14 protein-coding genes are annotated in these 17,296 nt (G+C 66.3%); 8 read left to right on the forward strand and 6 right to left on the reverse strand.

Going from position 1 to position 17,296, the window contains the following annotated elements; genetic code table 11:
- Positions 1-97 precede the first annotated feature (97 nt).
- Positions 98-3,001, forward strand: a complete 2,904-nt coding sequence (locus tag ACJMK0_RS18065) for a TonB-dependent receptor plug domain-containing protein (RefSeq protein WP_405240489.1) — start codon at positions 98-100, stop codon at positions 2,999-3,001.
- 136 nt (positions 3,002-3,137) lie between these two features.
- On the opposite strand, the gene ACJMK0_RS18070 is transcribed toward ACJMK0_RS18065, so the two are convergent.
- Positions 3,138-5,084, reverse strand: coding sequence for a tetratricopeptide repeat-containing sulfotransferase family protein (locus ACJMK0_RS18070; protein ID WP_405240490.1), 1,947 nt, complete (start codon positions 5,082-5,084; stop codon positions 3,138-3,140).
- Between the two features lie 790 nt (positions 5,085-5,874).
- Between ACJMK0_RS18070 and ACJMK0_RS18075 the strand changes: the two genes are divergently transcribed.
- From ACJMK0_RS18075 to ACJMK0_RS18085, 3 genes are all read left to right on the forward strand, one after another.
- Entirely contained in the window at positions 5,875-6,207 is a 333-nt protein-coding gene (locus tag ACJMK0_RS18075) for a VOC family protein (RefSeq protein WP_405240736.1), read from the forward strand.
- Positions 6,208-6,325: 118 nt separating this feature from the next.
- Entirely contained in the window at positions 6,326-8,173 is a 1,848-nt protein-coding gene (locus ACJMK0_RS18080) for a tetratricopeptide repeat protein (protein WP_405240492.1), read from the forward strand.
- Positions 8,173-9,813, forward strand: a complete 1,641-nt coding sequence (locus tag ACJMK0_RS18085; protein ID WP_405240494.1) for a tetratricopeptide repeat-containing sulfotransferase family protein — start codon at positions 8,173-8,175, stop codon at positions 9,811-9,813. The genes ACJMK0_RS18080 and ACJMK0_RS18085 overlap by 1 nt, the downstream gene beginning before the upstream one ends.
- A gap of 33 nt (positions 9,814-9,846) precedes the next feature.
- Here ACJMK0_RS18085 and ACJMK0_RS18090 read toward each other — a convergent pair whose 3' ends face one another.
- Positions 9,847-10,845, reverse strand: coding sequence for a class I SAM-dependent methyltransferase (locus ACJMK0_RS18090; protein WP_405240496.1), 999 nt, complete (start codon positions 10,843-10,845; stop codon positions 9,847-9,849).
- 101 nt (positions 10,846-10,946) lie between these two features.
- On the opposite strand from ACJMK0_RS18090, the gene ACJMK0_RS18095 reads away from it, so the two are divergent.
- The gene (locus ACJMK0_RS18095; RefSeq protein WP_405240498.1) at positions 10,947-12,176 is read left to right on the forward strand and encodes an MFS transporter; all 1,230 of its coding nucleotides are present in this window, start codon (positions 10,947-10,949) and stop codon (positions 12,174-12,176) included.
- Positions 12,177-12,185: 9 nt separating this feature from the next.
- Here ACJMK0_RS18095 and ACJMK0_RS18100 read toward each other — a convergent pair whose 3' ends face one another.
- Both ACJMK0_RS18100 and ACJMK0_RS18105 read right to left on the reverse strand, forming a co-directional pair.
- On the reverse strand, positions 12,186-12,950 hold the full coding sequence (locus ACJMK0_RS18100) for an RES family NAD+ phosphorylase (RefSeq protein ID WP_405240500.1): 765 nt from the start codon (positions 12,948-12,950) through the stop codon (positions 12,186-12,188).
- Positions 12,928-13,299, reverse strand: coding sequence for an MbcA/ParS/Xre antitoxin family protein (locus ACJMK0_RS18105; RefSeq protein WP_405240502.1), 372 nt, complete (start codon positions 13,297-13,299; stop codon positions 12,928-12,930). Before ACJMK0_RS18105 ends, ACJMK0_RS18100 begins: the two co-directional genes overlap by 23 nt.
- Before the next feature lie 144 nt (positions 13,300-13,443).
- On the opposite strand from ACJMK0_RS18105, the gene ACJMK0_RS18110 reads away from it, so the two are divergent.
- The 3 genes from ACJMK0_RS18110 to ACJMK0_RS18120 are packed head-to-tail and all read left to right on the forward strand — an operon-like array spanning position 13,444 to position 16,469.
- Entirely contained in the window at positions 13,444-13,905 is a 462-nt protein-coding gene (locus tag ACJMK0_RS18110; protein ID WP_405240504.1) for a ZapG family protein, read from the forward strand.
- Positions 13,906-13,920: 15 nt separating this feature from the next.
- The gene (gene pdxH / locus ACJMK0_RS18115) at positions 13,921-14,505 is read left to right on the forward strand and encodes a pyridoxamine 5'-phosphate oxidase (protein ID WP_405240505.1); all 585 of its coding nucleotides are present in this window, start codon (positions 13,921-13,923) and stop codon (positions 14,503-14,505) included.
- Positions 14,505-16,469, forward strand: coding sequence for a tetratricopeptide repeat-containing sulfotransferase family protein (locus tag ACJMK0_RS18120; RefSeq protein ID WP_405240506.1), 1,965 nt, complete (start codon positions 14,505-14,507; stop codon positions 16,467-16,469). Before pdxH ends, ACJMK0_RS18120 begins: the two co-directional genes overlap by 1 nt.
- Positions 16,470-16,506: 37 nt before the next feature.
- On the opposite strand, the gene ACJMK0_RS18125 is transcribed toward ACJMK0_RS18120, so the two are convergent.
- Both ACJMK0_RS18125 and ACJMK0_RS18130 read right to left on the reverse strand, forming a co-directional pair.
- Positions 16,507-16,983 carry a hypothetical protein gene (locus ACJMK0_RS18125; protein ID WP_405240508.1) on the reverse strand — a complete coding sequence of 159 codons (477 nt, stop codon included), beginning with the start codon at positions 16,981-16,983 and terminating at the stop codon, positions 16,507-16,509.
- Positions 16,984-17,025: 42 nt separating this feature from the next.
- Positions 17,026-17,262, reverse strand: a complete 237-nt coding sequence (locus tag ACJMK0_RS18130; protein WP_405240510.1) for an EF-hand domain-containing protein — start codon at positions 17,260-17,262, stop codon at positions 17,026-17,028.
- Positions 17,263-17,296 lie beyond the last annotated feature (34 nt).

Genomic DNA, 17,296 nt, shown 5'->3' on the forward strand with positions numbered 1-17,296 from the left:
GCTGTGGCATACTCGCCTGCCATGGTCGTGGTTGTATCGAAAAGACAACGTCAGACACGACCAGCTCTTATCAATCAAACGGTCTGGGGAGAGTTCAATGTTGACTAAGAAACCTCTGACCTGTGCTGTACAGCGAGCGTTGTACGGGGCGGCCGCGGTTACCGCGGCGGCAACCGGTGCACCGATCGCTGCCCAGGCACAGGACGATGCCGAAGGCGTTCTCGAAGAGATCGTCGTCACCGGTTCGCGTATTGCGACCGATGCGAACCTGATCACGGCGAGCCCGGTCACGACCGTGCGGCCGGAGGATATCACCTCTCGCGGTATTACCCGCGTCGAGGACCTGCTGAACGACATGCCGCAGATCACGCCGGAGCTGACTTCCGGTGAAGCCAACGGCGCGACCGGTACGGCTACCCTCGACCTTCGCGGTCTGGGTTCCGACCGAACCCTGGTGCTGGTCAACGGCCATCGCATGGGCTTCGGCGATCCCTTCGCTCTTGCGCCCGACGTGAACCAGATCCCCGCCTCCATGATCGAGCGCGTCGAGCTTCTCACCGGCGGTGCGGCATCGGTATACGGTTCGGATGCCGTCGCGGGCGTGGTCAACTTCATCATGAAGGACGACTTCGAAGGCGTTCAGATCGACTACCAGTTCTCCGGTTACTCGCACAACAACGACAACAGTGCGGTCCGCGCGCAGCTGGCAGCCTCCGGTTTCGAGGTTCCGGAGGATGATGTACGCGACGGTTATCAGCGCAACCTGAACATCCTCATGGGCGTGAACTCACCGGATGGCAAGGGTAACGTCACCGGTTACCTCGGCTGGCGCGAAGTCGATTCGCTGACCCATTCCAAGCGGGACTACAGTGCCTGCGCGCTGAGCTCCTCCAATGGCGAAACCTGTGCCGGATCGGCGACCATCCCGACCGGCCTGTTCACGCCGTTCGACGGTACGTATTTCACCGTGGCCGGCGACGAGTTCGTGCCGTGGGATTACACGTATTACAACTACGGTCCCCTGAACCACTTCCAGCGTCCCGACGAACGCTACACCGGCGGCGTGTTCGGCCACTACGAGTTCGATGAGAAGCTCGAGGTGTACACGGAAGTCATGTTCATGGACGATCGCAGCCTGGCGCAGATCGCGCCCTCCGGTGCGTTCTTCGTTACCAGCCAGATCCCCTGCGAGAACCCGCTGCTGTCGGCTCAGCAGTTCAATACGCTGGGGTGCACGAGCACGGCGGACATCGCGCCTTACTACATCGGGCGCCGTAACGTGGAAGGCGGGGCGCGCGTCAGCGACCTCAAGCACACCAGTCTCCGTATGCTCGGCGGTGTGCGCGGCGACATCAACGACCAGTGGAGCTACGATGCGTTCTTCAACTCGTCGCGGCTGCGCTATTCCAACGTCTACCTGAACGATCTCTCCATCACGCGCATTCAGCGGGCGCTGGACGTCGTCACGGATCCGGGGACCGGTCAGCCGGTCTGCCGCACGGTACTGTCCGGCGCTGATCCCGCCTGCGTGCCCTACAACGTCTTCGAGACCGGAGGCGTTACCGATGCAGCAGTCAACTACCTGACTCTGCCGCTGTTCGCGACAGGTGATCTCGAGCAGGATCAGTTCGTGGCGTACGTGCAGGGCGACCTGACCGACTATGGTATCCAGCTGCCGAGCGCCGAGGACGGCGTCAAAGTGATCTTCGGTGTCGAGTATCGCGACGAGCTGATCGACTACCGCCCGGACAATGGCTTCACCAGCGGCGACGGCGCCGGCCAGGGTGGTGCCACCGCGGCTGTCTCTGGTGCCGTGTTGGTCAAGGAGTGGTTTACGGAAGCGCGTGTTCCGCTCGTCCAGGGCAAGCCCTTCGCCGAGGAAATCGCTCTCGACCTGCGTTACCGCTCTTCGGACTACGATATCCCGGACGAGACCACTGACACCTGGAACATCGGCGGCGAGTGGCGGCCTGTTGAGAGCCTCATGATCCGCGGTGGAATCTCCCAGGCGGTGCGTGCGCCGAACATCCGCGAGCTGTTCGAGCCTTCGAGCTTCGGCCTCTGGGCCGGTACCGATCCCTGCGGCGGACCGACCCCCGAGTTGTCCCAGGCGGCCTGTGCTAATACCGGCGTGACGGCTGCTCAGTACGGCAACGTGCCGCTCAGCCCGGCTGGTCAGTACAACGCCATCTTCGGCGGCAACCTCGACCTGGAGCCGGAAGAGTCGGATTCCTTCACCTTCGGTGCGGTCTTCACTCCCACCGGCGATATGTTCGGCGGTCTCCTCGACGGCCTGACGTTGAGTGTCGACTACTGGAGCATTGAGGTGGAGGACGCCATCGAGGCGGGTATCGGTGAGGAATTCACGATTCGCCAGTGCGCAGCGACGGGTAGTCCGGCTGCCTGCTCACTGATCAGTCGTGGGCCGAACGGTAACCTCTGGGTTGGATCGGCGAACGTCATTTCGCAGAATATCAACATCGGTTTCTTCGAGATCGCCGGCTGGGATATCACCGGTACCTACGGGATGGAGCTCGGCGACTGGGGTAGCCTGGACATTTCTCTGCGCGGAACGCTGCTGGACAAATTCGACCAGCAGCCCGTTGCTGGTGCCCCGGTGCAGGAATGTGCCGGCAAGATCGGCGGTGACTGCGAGCGTCCGCGGCCGGAGTGGAAGCACGTCCTGAACGCGACGTGGATGACGCCCTGGGACGTGCAGGTGACCGGTGGCTGGCGGTATGTCGGTGAGGTGGATCAGTTCGAAGGCTCGGCGTTCAAGGTCGATCCCGAGAACTACTTCGACCTCTCGGCCAACTACGCTGTGAGCTGGTTCGGCGGCGAGACGGTGCTGAACGCAGGTATTTCCAATATCTTCGATAACGCACCGCCGGTGAACGGCTTCATCAACAACATCTCGACCTACAGTAACGGCAACACGGTCCCGGGAACCTGGGATCACCTCGGCCGCTACTTCTTCCTGGGCGTGACTCAGAACTTCTGATCCCACCCAAGGTCGTAGCCGTCAAGGATGGCGGGCCCCCGGAAACGGGGGTCCGCCATTTTTTTTTCGGGATCAAGATGCCCGGCTGTTCGCCGATAAGTGCATGGCCGCCCACATCAGATGAGCGGCTGGATTGCTAGGGTTCGCCCTTTTCGAGCAGCGAAATGAGCGGCAATAGCTGATCTTCGTAGTGCCGCCAGCGATCGATCGATCGGCTGTGGATCGGCTCCCGCACCTGCATGCTGCTGGCCGTCTTCACGGCCCGCCGGTTCTCGTGGAAATTCAGGCAGGCGGGATCCCACTCGAGGCCCAGGTAATCGATCAGCCTGCGGCTGACGGCCTCCTGGTCGCGGACCAGGTCCTGATAATCCACCTCCAGAAAACCGGCATTGAATGTCTCGCGCCAGTGGGTCATCAGCCGCTCGTAGCCCCGGTAGTAGTGACCGAGTTCCTCGAGATCGTAGGAGAACTCGTTGCCGACCACGAAATAGTGGAAGTAATTGGACAGGCAGGTGTCGAGGGGATTGCGGCGGCAATGCACGATCCTCGCCCGGGGAAACAGGACCCGGATGAGGCCGATCCGCAGGAAGTTGCTGGGCGCCTTGTCCGTGATGCGGGCGGGCGAATCCGAGCGGCCTCGCAGGACTGCCAGGTAACGGTCGGACCAGTCGGCAGCCACGGCAGGGCCGCGCCGGCGTATCGACTCCGGGTATCCCGCCAGCTCCATTTCGAAATTGGCGAGCACCGGCAGTTCGCCGGCGCCATGCACCCGGGGATGGCTGGCCACAATCTGCTCCACCAGCGTGGTGCCGGAGCGGGGCATGCCGACAATGAACACCGGCAATTCGGAATCCGAGCCCCAGTCGCGTGCCGCTTCACGGAGTTCCGGCGAAAACGTCTCGATCAGTCGATCGATCAGGAGGGCATGCTCGTCGGGATCGTACTGGATCGCCCTCCGTCTGATCCGGTTCGCGGTTCGATAGTGCCGGAATGCCTCCGCGAACTTTCTGTTATGCTCGGCTATTCTGGCCAGCGCATAGTGGAAGTGCATCGTGTCTTCGGACGACAGGTCGGGGCGTTCGAGTTGCTCTCGTATCGCCGCGACCATCTCCGGGTCCGGGCGCACATTGGTGAGATGGCGATAGGCCTCGGCGTAGGACGGCCGGATCGCGATCACCTTCCGGTACTCGGTCGCCGCCTCGTCCGAACGGCCGAGCTGGAACAGGACATTGCCCAGGTTGTTCCTGGCATCGGCATAATCAGGGTCGATGGCGATGGCCCGCTGGTAGCAGGCCATCGCATCATGCGGTCGGCCGGTCTCGTCATAGACGAGACCCAGATTGTTATGTGCCATCGCGAACCCCGGGCGGAGCGCCAGAGCCTTCTCGTACTCCGCCGCGGCGGCGTCGAGACGACCGTCAGCCTTCAGGGCCGTGCCGAGATTGTTGTGCGCCTCGGCGAATCGGGGATCGAGCGCGATGGCGCGCCGGTAATGACCGATCGCCTCATCCGTCCGGCCGAGGTCTCGCAGCGTATTGCCCAGATTGTTGTGAGCCCCCGGATAGTCCGGAGCAATAGAGAGGGCACGATCGAAATGCTGCAGTGCCTCTTCCGGCCGGCCGAGCGCCTTCAGGGCGAGCCCGAGATTGTCGTGCGACATCACGAACTCCGGAGCGAGGGATATCGCGCGCTCATACTCGGCCGCTGCCTCCGCGTACCGGCCGAGCTCCATATACACGTTGCCGAGATTGTTGATGGCGCCAGCGAACCGCGGGTTGAGGCGCAGTGCTTCACGGTAATGACCGATTGCCTCGTCCGGGCGCCCGAGCGCCCGACAGGTTTCGCCGCACATATTATGAGCGTCCGCGTTGCCCGGGCTGACCACGATGGCCTTGTTCAGCAGATCGTGTGCCTCCTCGTTCCGGCCGACCTGAAGCGCCATCACGCCGAGCAGGTACAGGGCGTTCGGGTCCTGCGGCCGTTCCGAGAGGATGGAGCGGTAGATCGCCTCCGCCTCGCGCAGACGGCCCGCCTGATGATGGGCTATAGCGACCTGCAGCTGCTGTGCGACACTCGATGACATAAAATGGTCGGATCCAAGGTGGCTGTCAGTAATCTTATCGTCAATCCCGACACGATGCCGGGAAGCGCGACGATCGGATCGCCATGGAAGACCGGTCACGGTCAGCGGCGATCCTGACCGGCGCCCGGGCCTTGAAGAAAAGTGGGTACGGTGTTTGGCTGGCGACGGTCTGCCTGCTTCTGGCGGGCATCGCCATCAGGAAAGAAGAGGGGGAACCATGAACACTCGGTTAGTGTCCGTCCTGTTGATCGCGTTCGCGACGGTCCAGGCGTCGGAGGGAGAGTCCACGCAGGAGCCCGTTGGGGTCTGCGCCGGGGATGCAGTGTATCAGGCGTTCGACTTCTGGCTGGGTGAGTGGGAAATTTACAGTCCGGATGGTCGCTACGGAGGGACCAATCGCATTGTGAAGAAAGAGGCAGGATGCCTGGTCACCGAGCACTGGACGGGCCCGCGTGGCGGTACCGGCCAGAGTATGAACTTCTACGATCCGGTCGAGGATCGCTGGCGGCAGGTCTGGGTCAGCGATGGCTTCACAATCGACTATTCAGGAGGCCCGGAGGAATCGGGGGCGATGGTTCTGCAGGGTCATATCACCTACCTGAAGGCGAAGGAACGCCTGCCCTTCCGCGGCACCTGGACGCCGCTTCCCGGCGGCGAGGTGCGCCAGCACCTCGAGCAGCAGGATCCCGAAACCGGTGAATGGCGTACCTGGTTTCTCGCGGACTATCGACCGGCGACGACAGAGAAAGCGAACGAGGATACGGCGCACGACGATCATACGCACCATGCCATCGACTATATCGAATTCTCGGTGACGGATGTTTCGGCCGCGAAGGCGTTCTACGGCCAGGCGTTCGGCTGGAAGTTCACCGACTACGGTCCGGACTACGCGGGGATACGCTCCGCCCGCGGTGAGACGGGAGGTCTGCGCCGTACTCCCGGGATCGAGAAGGGCGGTCCGCTGGTGATTCTCTACTCGGCTGACCTGGAAGCGACGCTGAAGGGAGTGCGTGAAGCCGGGGGCAAGATCGTGAGGGAGCCATTGCCGTTTCCCGGGGGACGCAGGTTTCACTTCCTCGATCCGAGCGGCAACGAGCTGGCCGTCTGGTCGGAGTCGTCGTAATGCTTTTTGCTGGACAGGTCGGCGCCAACGGGAGCAGGAATCGGGCCTGAAGGCCCTCCTGCATGGGGAGGGGCGGAACCCCTATAATCGGGGTTCTTTCCGCGATCACGGGTATCGAATGTCCACCGAGAACTCCATCCGGCAGCAGGAGGAATTCTCCCGGCTGCCGCAGAAGCTGCGCGAGGCCGTATCTGCCCACCAGTCCGGCAAGCTGCAGGAGGCGTATCCCCTGTACCGGGAGTTCCTGCGGGCGAATCCGGAACACCCGATGGGGCTGCAACTCCTCGGCTTGATGCTTTCCCAGCTCGGCGATTATCCGCGGGCCATCGCCTTCATGCAGGAGTCGTTGCGGCTGTTCCCGAAGCAACCGGAAGTCCTGAACAATCTGGGCAACGCGCTGTCACGGGCCGAGAGGCGCGACGAGGCCATCGCCGCCTACCAGGAGGCCATCCGGCTCGAACCCCGCTACGTCGACGCCCATCGGAACCTGGGCCGCTGCTATCTGCGGCTCGGCAGGCTGGACGACGCCGAGACGAGTTTCCGGCGCTGCGTGGAGCTCGATCCGAACGACGCTCCCGGCTGGCTCGGCCTCGGCAACGTGTATCAGCGCCGGGAGAACTACGAGACGGCGATCCCCTGCTATGAGAAGGCGCTGGCTGCGCGCCCGGGCTATGCCCAGGCGCACCACAACAAGGGACTGTGTCTGCGTATGATGATCCGCCCGCAGGAGGCGCTGGAAGAGTACCGGCGTGCGACGGATCTTGGCCTGGATCGGGCGGAGCTGCATCTCAACACCGGTAATGCCCTGATTGACCTGCACGACGTGGAGGGCGCCATTGCCGCGTACCGGCGGGCGCTGGAACGTAACCCGCTGGATGTCGAGAGCCACCGCAACCTGAATACGCTCCTCTGGCAGCAGGAGCAGCTGGACGACTACCTGGGTTCGTATCGCCGTGTGCTGGCCGACTTCCCGACCGCGGAGCCGCTGCGTCAGGCCTACGCGATGGCTCTGGCCCAGCAGGCCGATTTCGCCGGCGCGGAGCAGGTCCTGCGCGAGGGTCTGGCCGAGACGCCGGATTCGGCGGAGCTGAAGAGTCTGCTCGCCTACAGCCTGGAGGGACAGGATCGCTGGGAGGAAGCGCTGGCGATGCACGCCGAGGCCGTGATCACGACGGCATCGGTCCCTAACCACCGCATCAGCTACGCCCGCGCGCTGCTGGCGTGCCGACGGCCGGAGGAGGCTCTGGAACAGGCGAAGCAGGGCGCGGCCCTGATGCCGTTCAACCAGCGGGCGCTGGCCTATCTGGGACTTTGCTGGCGGATGCTCGGCGACAGGCGCGATGCCTATCTGAACGATTACGAGAACCTGGTGGGCGTGTACGAGCTGCCGGTGCCGCCGGGTTACGCGAATATCGGCGAATTCAACGATCGGCTCGCCGAAGTGCTGAATCCGTTGCACATCGGCAAGCGCCATCCCGCGGAGCAGACGCTCCGGGGCGGCAGCCAGACCATGGGCGACCTGTTCAGCCGCACGGAGCCGGAGATAAGGGAGTTGGTCGCCTCGCTCCGGCAGTGTATTGCGGATTACATCGCACGTTTCCCGGACAACCCGGAGCACCCGCTGTTCTCCCGCCGCAGCGAGGGCTTCGACTTCGCCGCTTCCTGGTCCGTGCGGCTGGCGCGCGGCGGCTTCCATACCATGCACATGCATCCGCTCGGCTGGATCAGCTCGGCCTACTACGTGCAGGTGCCCGACGAGGTGGCCGAATCCGATGCCCACGGCGGCGGCATCAAGTTCGGCGAGCCGGACATCGACATCGGCGAGTACGGGCAGGCGCGGCGCCGGATCCAGCCCCAGGTGGGCCGGCTGGTACTGTTCCCGTCCTACATGTGGCACGGCACCGTGCCGTTCGAATCCGACGCGCCCCGCATGACGGTGGCCTTCGACGTCGTACCGGAGAACTGATGGACGTTTCAGCAGAATTTCGCAGCGCTTTTGAGCAGGCGCGCCGGCTGCACGCGGCCGGGCGGGTGGCCGAGGCCGAGCAGGCCTATCGCCGGCTGGCCGAGCGCGGCGAGCAGCGGCCGGTCGTCCTGGAGGCCCTGACCGATCTGTACGTGGCCTCGGGCCGGGCGGACGAGGCCGTCTCCACCATGAACGAGCTGGTGCGCGCGGAGCCGGACAGCCCCTATTACCGGGCCCGGCTCGCCGGCGTGCTGGATGCGACGGGACAGACGGATGCCGCCATCCGGCTCTACGAGCACCTGCTGGAGAAGCAGCCGGAGCTCGCGCCCGTGCACTTCAACCTGGCGCTGCTGTACAAGAAGCAGAAGCGATACGAGGACGCACTTGCCGCCTATCAGCGGGCCGCGGAACTCGGCATCGACCGGGTGCAGGAGGTCTGGTCGAACATGGGCGTGCTGTACTCTGACATGCGGCGCCCGGACCATGCCCGGGAGATGTACGAGCGGGCACTTGCGGCCGACCCGGCCTACGTGCCGGCGCTGTTCAACCTGGCCGGGCTGTACGAGGAGTCCGGCCAGCGGGAGGAGGCCCTCAGGCTGTACGAGCGCATCCTCGGCATCGAGCCCGGCCACGGGGAGTCGCTGGCCCGTATTGTTCATGCCCAGCGCGTGGCGAGCACCGACGATCCGCTGGTGGGCCGGCTGCGCGAGGCGCTGCAAGCCGGCGACACGGACCCGATCGGCCGCGAGGCCCTGCTGTTCGCACTCGGCAAGGCACTGGACGACGCCGGCAGCTACGACGAGGCCTTCGCCGCCTATCGTGAGGCCAACGAACTCGGCAAGCGCCGCATGCCGCCGTACGATCCCCGGGCCGCGGAGGAGGCGGTGGAGCACCTGGTCGGACTGTTCGACCGGGACTGGCTCGAGAAAGCGCAGACCGACGTCGAGGCCGAGCCCGTGTTCATCGTCGGCCTGTTCCGATCGGGCTCCACGCTGACGGAGCAGATCCTGGGCGCTCATCCGGCGGTCAGTGCAGGCGGCGAGCTGGACCTGGTGCCCTGGCTGATCGGCCGGCGGCTGGCGCCCTATCCGGACCGGTTGCAGACGATCACGCCGGAGGAGCTGGCCTCGGTTGCGGCGGAATACCGGGAGAAGCAGCGCGAGCTCTTCCCGGAAGGGGAGCGCATGACCGACAAGCGGCCGGAGAACTTCCTGCACCTCGGCGTCATCCGGGCCATGTTCCCGCGGGCACGCATCATCCATACCCGCCGTCATGCGCCGGACAACTGCCTGTCCATCTACTTCCAGCAGCTCGGCGGTAACCTGGGCTACTCGACCGACCTCGGCGACATCGCCCATTACTACCGCCAGCACGAGCGCATCATGGCCCACTGGCAATCCGTCTTCGGCGACGACATGCTCACGGTCGACTACGACGAGCTGGTGAGCGAGCCGGAGCCCGTGGTGCGCCGCCTGCTCGAGTTCGCGGGACTCGACTGGGATGATCGGGTGCTCGACTTCCAGAACGCCGATACCCGGGTGAAGACGGCCAGTGTCTGGCAGGTGCGTGAGGGGCTGCAGACCCGCTCCAGCGGGCGCTGGAAGAATTACGAGCAGTATCTGAAAGACCTGCGCTTCTAGGCGATGGCTAGCCCCGGGTTCGGTCGGGTGCCGTTAGCGCTCGCCGCGCGCTGCGACCAGCGCCCAGGCCAGTGGCACGCCGGTCTCGGGGACGGTCAGCTCGTCGTCCCGCAGCAGGGTGAAGCCCGACTCGCGGGCGCGGTCGCAGAGTCCGCGAAAAGCCTCCTCGTCGATCGCCGCCTCGCACATCGAGGCCATGCGCCCGGCATAGGCCTGCACCTCGGCGTCCATCCGCTGCAGCCAGCCGAGCACGTCGGCCGGCTCGTAGCGGGCCATGCGCTCGTGCATTGTGCGCACGTCCCGGTACAGGCGGATCACCGTGCCGTCGGCCACGTGCTGGCCGTGGCGGCGCATGAGTTCCTCCACGGAGCGTAGCGCCGGCGCGAAGGCCCGGCCGGCCCGGCGGAGCCGCTCCCGGTCGCCGCCGCGCATCGCCGCGAATCCCGCCTCGAACAGCTCGTGGGCCAGCGGCAGGAAACGCGCCCGGACGATTGCCTCCATCGCATCCCGGCTGGCCGCGCACTGGCGATGGATGCCGCCGCCCTCCCGGTGGACGAGCAGCGCGGCGCGGCCGCCGTCGGCCACCAGCCGCAGCAGTTCCGGGAACGCGTCCGGCCCCGCGTACTCGATGCCGAACTGGCTCACGGCAAGGGTCGCGCTGCCGCTCGCGAGCGGCATGGCGCGGGCGTCGGCCACGACGCCGCGTACGGCCGGGTAGCGCTCGCCGATGGCGCGCACCGCGGCGGCGGAGACGTCCACGCAGACGTAGCGGCCTGCCTCGCCGAATTCCGCCCGGGCGGCGGCGGTGACGGCGCCGTTGCCGCTGGCCACGTCCACGACGAGGGGCGCTTCATAAAGCGCCGCGGCCTCGCGGAAGAAGGCCTCCCAGAAACCGGTCACGGCCGGGTGGCTGCTGCCGCCGCCGGTGTAGGCGGCCGCATCCCGCGCGCCACGCCAGTAGGCGTCCCAGCTCGAGGTGATGTCGGCGTCCTGTTCGCTCATGTCGGGAGTCGGGGTGTTCTGTTCGCTCACGTCGGCAGTCGGGGTTCCGGGCGCGTCGGCGGGGCAGTATAACAACCGGCGAGCGGCCGACGGACCGGGCGGCGCCCTGCCGTATCCGGCATAATCTGCGCGTGCGCCTCTTCGCCGAAGATCTCCGTCCCGATCTGCCCTGGCTGTCCGGCGGCTTCCTGCTGACCTTCTTCTCCGGCTTCGGCCAGACCTACTACGTGGCGCTGTTCGCCGGTCATCTGAAGACCGACCTCGTCCTCACCGAGGGCGAGTTCGGCACCCTGTACACGATCGGCACGCTGGCCAGCGCGGCGCTGCTCACCTGGGCGGGCAAGCTGGCCGATACGGTCTCCGTACGACTGCTCGGCGCCGGCGTGATCGCCGGCCTGGCGGCGACCTGCGTCGGCATGTCGGCGGTCTCCTCCGCGTGGACGCTGGCGCTCGCCTTCTTCGGCCTGCGCTTCTTCGGTCAGGGCATGCTCACCCACGTGGCGATGACCGCCATGGGCCGCTGGTTCAATCGCAAGCGGGGCAGGGCGGTGTCCATCGCCGCCCTCGGGCTGCCGGCCAGCGAGGGCGTCCTGCCATTGCTCGCCGTCGCCGCCATCGGCCTGTTCGGCTGGCGCGGCGCATGGATCGCAGGGGCGGCCCTGCTGGTGATGGTGGCGCTGCCGGTCTTCGGCATGCTGCTGCGCCACGAGCGCCACCCCACCCGCGGCCCGGCGGCAGCCACCCACCCGGAGGAGGAAAGCGCGCGTCGGCACTGGACCCGCGGCGAGGTGCTGCGCGACCCGCTGTTCTACGCCCTCATGCCCGTACTCCTGGCCATCCCGTTCATCATCACCGCGTTGTTCATCAACCAGGTGCCGCTGGTGGAGCTGAAAGGCTGGGAGCTCGCCTGGTTTGCCGCCAATTTTCCGGTGCTGGCCGCCGCTCACGTGGTGGGCGCGCTGGCTGCGGGACGGCTCGCGGACCGGTTCGGCGCACGGCGGCTGCTCACCGTGTACCTGCTGCCCATGGGCGCCGGCATATTGCTGCTGGTGTTTGCAGAGAGCCGGTTCGTCCTGCCCGGCGCCATGGTGCTGCTGGGGGCGAGCCTCGGGTTCGCGTCCACCGCCCATGGCGCCGTCTGGCCGGAACTCTACGGCGCTCGCCATCTCGGCGCCATCCGGGCGGTCACCACGGCGCTGGCGGTCTTCGCGACGGCTTTGTCGCCGGGCCTGGTGGGCATCCTGATGGACCGCGGCGTGGGGCTGGAGCTGCAGCTCGGCGTGATGGGCGTGTACTGCTTCGCCGCGTCCCTGTGGACGGTGCTGCTGCAGGGCCGGCTCGCGCGCATCGCCGCCGGCTGACCGCGGCCCTCAGGCGGGCTGCGGCAGGCGGCCGTCCACCAGGAACTGCTCCCGGGGGAACCAGGTGCGCCGTTGGCCGAAGCGGAACTGCACGCCGTCCGGCCGGGTCTCGCACAGCCCGCTGACAGGGTTGCGGTGGCGGCGCGAGCGCAGGGCCTCGGGCCGGAGCAGTGCGATGTTGCACTCGCGCCCCGGCGCGCGCGCCGATAAATAGGTGAACGCCGCCGTGCCCGCGCCGCGCAGGACGGTGCCCAGCGCCTGGCAGGGGCCGTATTCGGCCGGGTGGCGCAGCACTTGCTCGTGGCGCGCGAACGGCAGCGTCTCGAGACGACGGCCGTGATCGGTCTGGTAGCGCGCCTCGAAGCGCGTGTGCTGGCTGATCACCCGGTCGGCGAACGGCGTCTTCATGCCCTCCAGGAAGACCAGCCGGTAGTAGGCGACCTCTGCGAGCAGCGCCGTCTCGCTCAAAGAGCCGTAGAAGATGCCCGGCTCGTAGCGGCGCCCGAAGCGCGAACCCCAGGGCAGAGGCGGGTAGCGCCAGGGCGCGCGCAGCAGATAATCGAAGCGCCCGGTGCCGTCGGCGGGCGACGGCTTGGAATTCTCCAGCAGGCCCTCGAGCACCTCGTGCTCGTCGAAGTCGTCCACCAGCGGGACGGTGACCTTCTGCTCCTGGTTCTCGACGATGCGCAGCAGTGTCCCCATGAGTGCCGTCTCGGGCGCGCGGGCCACGACCCGGCGCCAGAACGGCTCGTCATAGCTTGCCGCGGATGGCATCCAGGTAGCCGGTAACGGTGACCAGGCCGGCGACGTCGCGCAATTGCTCGCGGGGGACGCCACCCGTGTGCGTGTTGGCCGCAGCCAGCCACTCGCGAATCTGCCCCTCGTCGTCGTCCACCAGTACCGCCAGCGAGCGGTAGCAACGCAGCAGCAGCAGCGCGAGTTCACCGGGTTTGCTGTCCGGATCGATGCCGGAACGGGAGATACTGGAACGGTCGCGGCCGATGACGGCAGAGAGTTCGTCCCGGGACAGGCCCATGCGGGCGGCGGCGCGCAGCGTGGCCTTGCCGAGGACGGCGGCCGGATCGGGAGAGGACTTCGCGTGCGGGGTCTTCACGGGTTCCATGGTAGGTTCATCCGGCGGGAAATGCAATTGCAAGGAATAGCAAAAAAACGTGCAAATGCCGTCTCTTGAGCGCCGGATGCATTCCACGATGGGGGCCGGTGCGCTGTCGTGGTATGGTCGGCGCAGGCTTTGCAGGAGGAATCCATGGAGGAATTTTCACTCGTATCGTTGCTGATCGGCGCGGCCATAGGCGTCGCGCTGGGCGCGGGCGGCCTGTTCGTCTGGTTCCGCTACGGCGGCGGGGCTTCCGGCACGTCTTCCGCCCGTCGCCGGGAAGAGGCCTACCGCGAGGAGGTGGCCGACCATTTCGTGAAGACCGCCGAGCTCGTCAATCAGTTGACGGACAGTTACAAGGAAGTGTTCGACCACCTGCGCGAGGGTGCCGGCCACCTGGTGGACGAGGAGATACTGCGCCAGCGTCTCGACCATCGGGATGACGAGAAGGTGACGCTGCAGCGCATCGGTTATGCGGGGAGCGGTGATGGCCGCAAGACCGGCGCGAAGCGGGAATCGGGCGCGACCGACCAGCCCGGCGAGGCCGGCGAGAGCCGCAATGGCGGTGCGAGTGGCGACGGCGGCGAGGTCGTCGACAAACGACGATCGTGAAGTGAAGCGCCCCTCATGAAGCGTTACGGGGATCCGTACCAGCATTTCCGGGACTGGTTCGCGCAGGCCGAAGACGCCGAACCGGCATTCCCCGAAGCATTCGCTCTTGCCACCGCCGACCGCAACGGCGTGCCGTCGGTGCGCATCATGCTGCTGAAGGGCTACGACGAGCGGGGCTTCGTCTTCTTCACCAATCTGGAGAGCCGCAAGGGCGGTGAGATCGCAGAGAATCCCGTGGTCTCGATGTGCTTCCACTGGAAGACCCTGGAGAAGCAGGTGCGCATCGAGGGGCCGGTGGACCCGGTGAGTGCTGAGGAGGCCGATGCCTACTTCGCCACCCGCCCGCGCACCAGTCAGCTCGGTGCCTGGGCGTCGCGGCAATCGCGGCCGCTCTCGGGCCGCTTCGAGCTGGAGGCGGAGGTGGCCCGCTACACCGCGAAGTTCAATGTCGGCGAGGTGCCGCGGCCGCCCCACTGGTCGGGTTTCCGGCTGCGTCCGGAACGGGTGGAGTTCTGGCGTCAGTACGCCTTCCGCCTGCACGACCGGCTGGAGTACCGGCGCGGTGACGGCGACTGGGAATCCCGGTACCTTTTTCCCTGATGTCCACCTCCAGTGCCATGGAATTGCTCCGGCAGGGGCTCGAGCATCACCGTGCCGGGCGCTTCGGTGAAGCGGCCGAGCTGTATCGATCGGCGCTGGAGGCGCAGCCCGAACATCCGGACGCGCTGTATCTGCTCGGGGTCATCAACCTGCAGACCGGCGATCCGGGCGCCGCTCTGGCGTTGCTCGAACGTGCCGTAGCGGCCAGTCCGGCACAGCCCGAGTTTCGCAATACCTGCGGCGAGGCCTATCGTGCGCTGGGACGCACGGAGGCGGCCATGGAACAGTACCGGGAAGCGATCAGGCTCAACCCCGGACATGCCGGCGCGGAGAACAACCTCGGCAACGCGTGGCGGGACCGCCGCCGTCCGGACGAGGCGCTTACACACTACCGGCGCGCCGTCGAACTCGCGCCGGATTTCGCGATGGCGCGGAACAACCTCGGCGTCGCCCTGAAGGGGCAGGGGGCGAAGGAAGAGGCCATCGAGCAACTGGCGCGGGCCATCGAGCTCGCGCCGGACTATGCGGAGGCGCACAGCAATCTGGGCAATGCGCTCCAAGAGGTGGGCCGCCCGGAGGAGGCGGCAGCGAGCCACCGACGGGCGGTAGATCTGCAGCCCGGCTATGCCGAGGCGCATCTCAATCTCGGTAACGCGTTGCGTGCACTGCACCGAAGCGCAGATGCGCTGGCGGCATACGAGCGGGCGGCATCACTGCGCCCGGACCTGCCCGTCGTGCACTACAACCGTGGGATCGCGCTCGACGAACTCAGCCGACCGGGAGAGGCGGCCAGGGCCTACGAGCAGGCGATAGAACTGGATCCGGGCTATGCCGAGGCGCATCACAACCTCGGCAATGCGTACGACCAGCTGGGACGAAATGCCGATGCTGTCGCCTGCTTCCGTCGGGCGATCGAACTCAGGCCCGACTATGCGGAGGCCTATCGCAACCTCAGTCGGCTCGATCCCGAGGCCGATCTTGCCGGGCCCGTTGCTGCCCTGCTGAGCGAGGGCCGGATCTCGGAGGCCGACGCCGTCCACTGCCACTTCGCGCTCGGCAACGTGCACCAGGCCGCGGGTGATTTCGATATTGCTTTCGAGCATTTCGCGGCGGGCAACCAGCTGCGGCGCAAGGCGGTGACCTACGACTCCCGGCAGTACGGCGAATATGTCGACCGCCTGATCGCCAGCTATTCCGAATCGCTGTTCCGCCATCCTCCCGTGCCCGGGTCAGGATCGGAACGGCCCGTGTTCATCGTCGGCATGCCGCGCTCGGGGACGACGCTGGTGGAGCAGATCGTCTCCAGCCATCCGCAGGTGCATGGCGCCGGCGAACTGAGGACGCTGGCCGAAATCGAGGCGGCTTTGTCGGCGTCGGGACAGGGCGGAGACCCGTATCCGGAGTGCATCCTGACGATGGATGCCGCGCTCGCGCGAGAGCATGCCTCGCGGTATCTGGCCGAACTGCACCGCCACTCAGCAGACGCCGCGCGCGTGACGGACAAGCTGCCTGGCAACTTCGTGCGCATAGGTCTGATCCGGTTGCTGTTCCCGCGTGCGCGCATCGTCCATTGCCAGAGGAACGCCCTCGATACCTGCGTCTCCAACTTCGTGCATTTCTTCGCAACCGGAAACCAGTACTCGTTCGATCTGCGGGAGCTGGGGCTCTATTACCGTGACTACGAACGGCTGATGCAGCACTGGCACCGGCTGTTCGGCGACGACCTGCATACCGTCGAGTACGAGGCATTGCTCGCCGATCAGGAAGGCGAGAGCCGGCGGCTGATCCGCTATCTCGGGCTGGATTGGGACCCGCGTTGTCTGGCTTTCCACGAGAACGCGCGTCCGGTGCACGTCCTTTCGGGTCACCAGGTACGGCAGCCGATCTATACCGGTTCCGCCGGACGCTGGAAGAGGTATGAGCGCCAACTGGTGCCGCTGATCGAAGTCCTCGAGACGACCTGAGTCCGCCGGCGGTCGGGACTTTCGGTTTGCCGATGCGCTATCGGGATGCCAGGGCGGATTCGCCGAGGCTGTCCAGCCGGTACCAGATCTCCCCGCGCACGAGTTCGCGGGCGGCGCGGGTCTCGACGATCACCTCCTCGGCTGAGCGCTCCGGGTGCACGTCGGGGAAGAGCAGGGCGGGGTCGCGCTCGGCGTCCTCGAACGAGTCGTAGACGTTCACCGTCGCGTAGTCGTACGGTTTTGCCGTGCCGAGCGGATAGCGCACCTCGTACAGCCCCCAGCCGCGCATCAGCCCGCGCTCGATGCGCTCGGCGTGCACGGCCTTCCAGGTCTCGCGCTCGATGCGCTCGTAGGCGGCCTTGTCCGCCGGCTCGACCTTCATGAAATCCACGACGTAGATGAGCGGGTCGTCCCGCTCGGCGACCGCGACCGAGGTGGTCACCCCCGCCGCGAAACCCGTGCCCAGGAGCACGAGCGCGATGAGCAGACGCCGGGGCAATCGCTGGGTTTGCATAGGTTCCTCCTGAGTGGGCCTCCTGAATAGGCAGGCGTGGCGCTAGCGTTGCAGCCACCAGTCGACGAACTCGTCGAACGCGATGGATCCGTCCTGACGAGTGTCGATCTCGCGGAAGCCTATGCGGGCTTCCTCCTCGCTGGCGCCGGCCTCGAGCTCCTCCAGCATCTTCACGAACTCGTCGAACTCGATGCGGCCGTCGCCGTCCCGGTCGTTGTAATCGAAGCTCTCGCGGAGTTCCCGGGCTTCCTCCTCTCGGAGCGACTGGGGTTTGTCCATGCTCGACTCCTCCTCTGTGACGGTTCCTGCCCCC

The organism is Lentisalinibacter orientalis (assembly GCF_040706535.1).
Classification (GTDB): Bacteria; Pseudomonadota; Gammaproteobacteria; order Steroidobacterales; family Woeseiaceae; genus Lentisalinibacter; species Lentisalinibacter orientalis.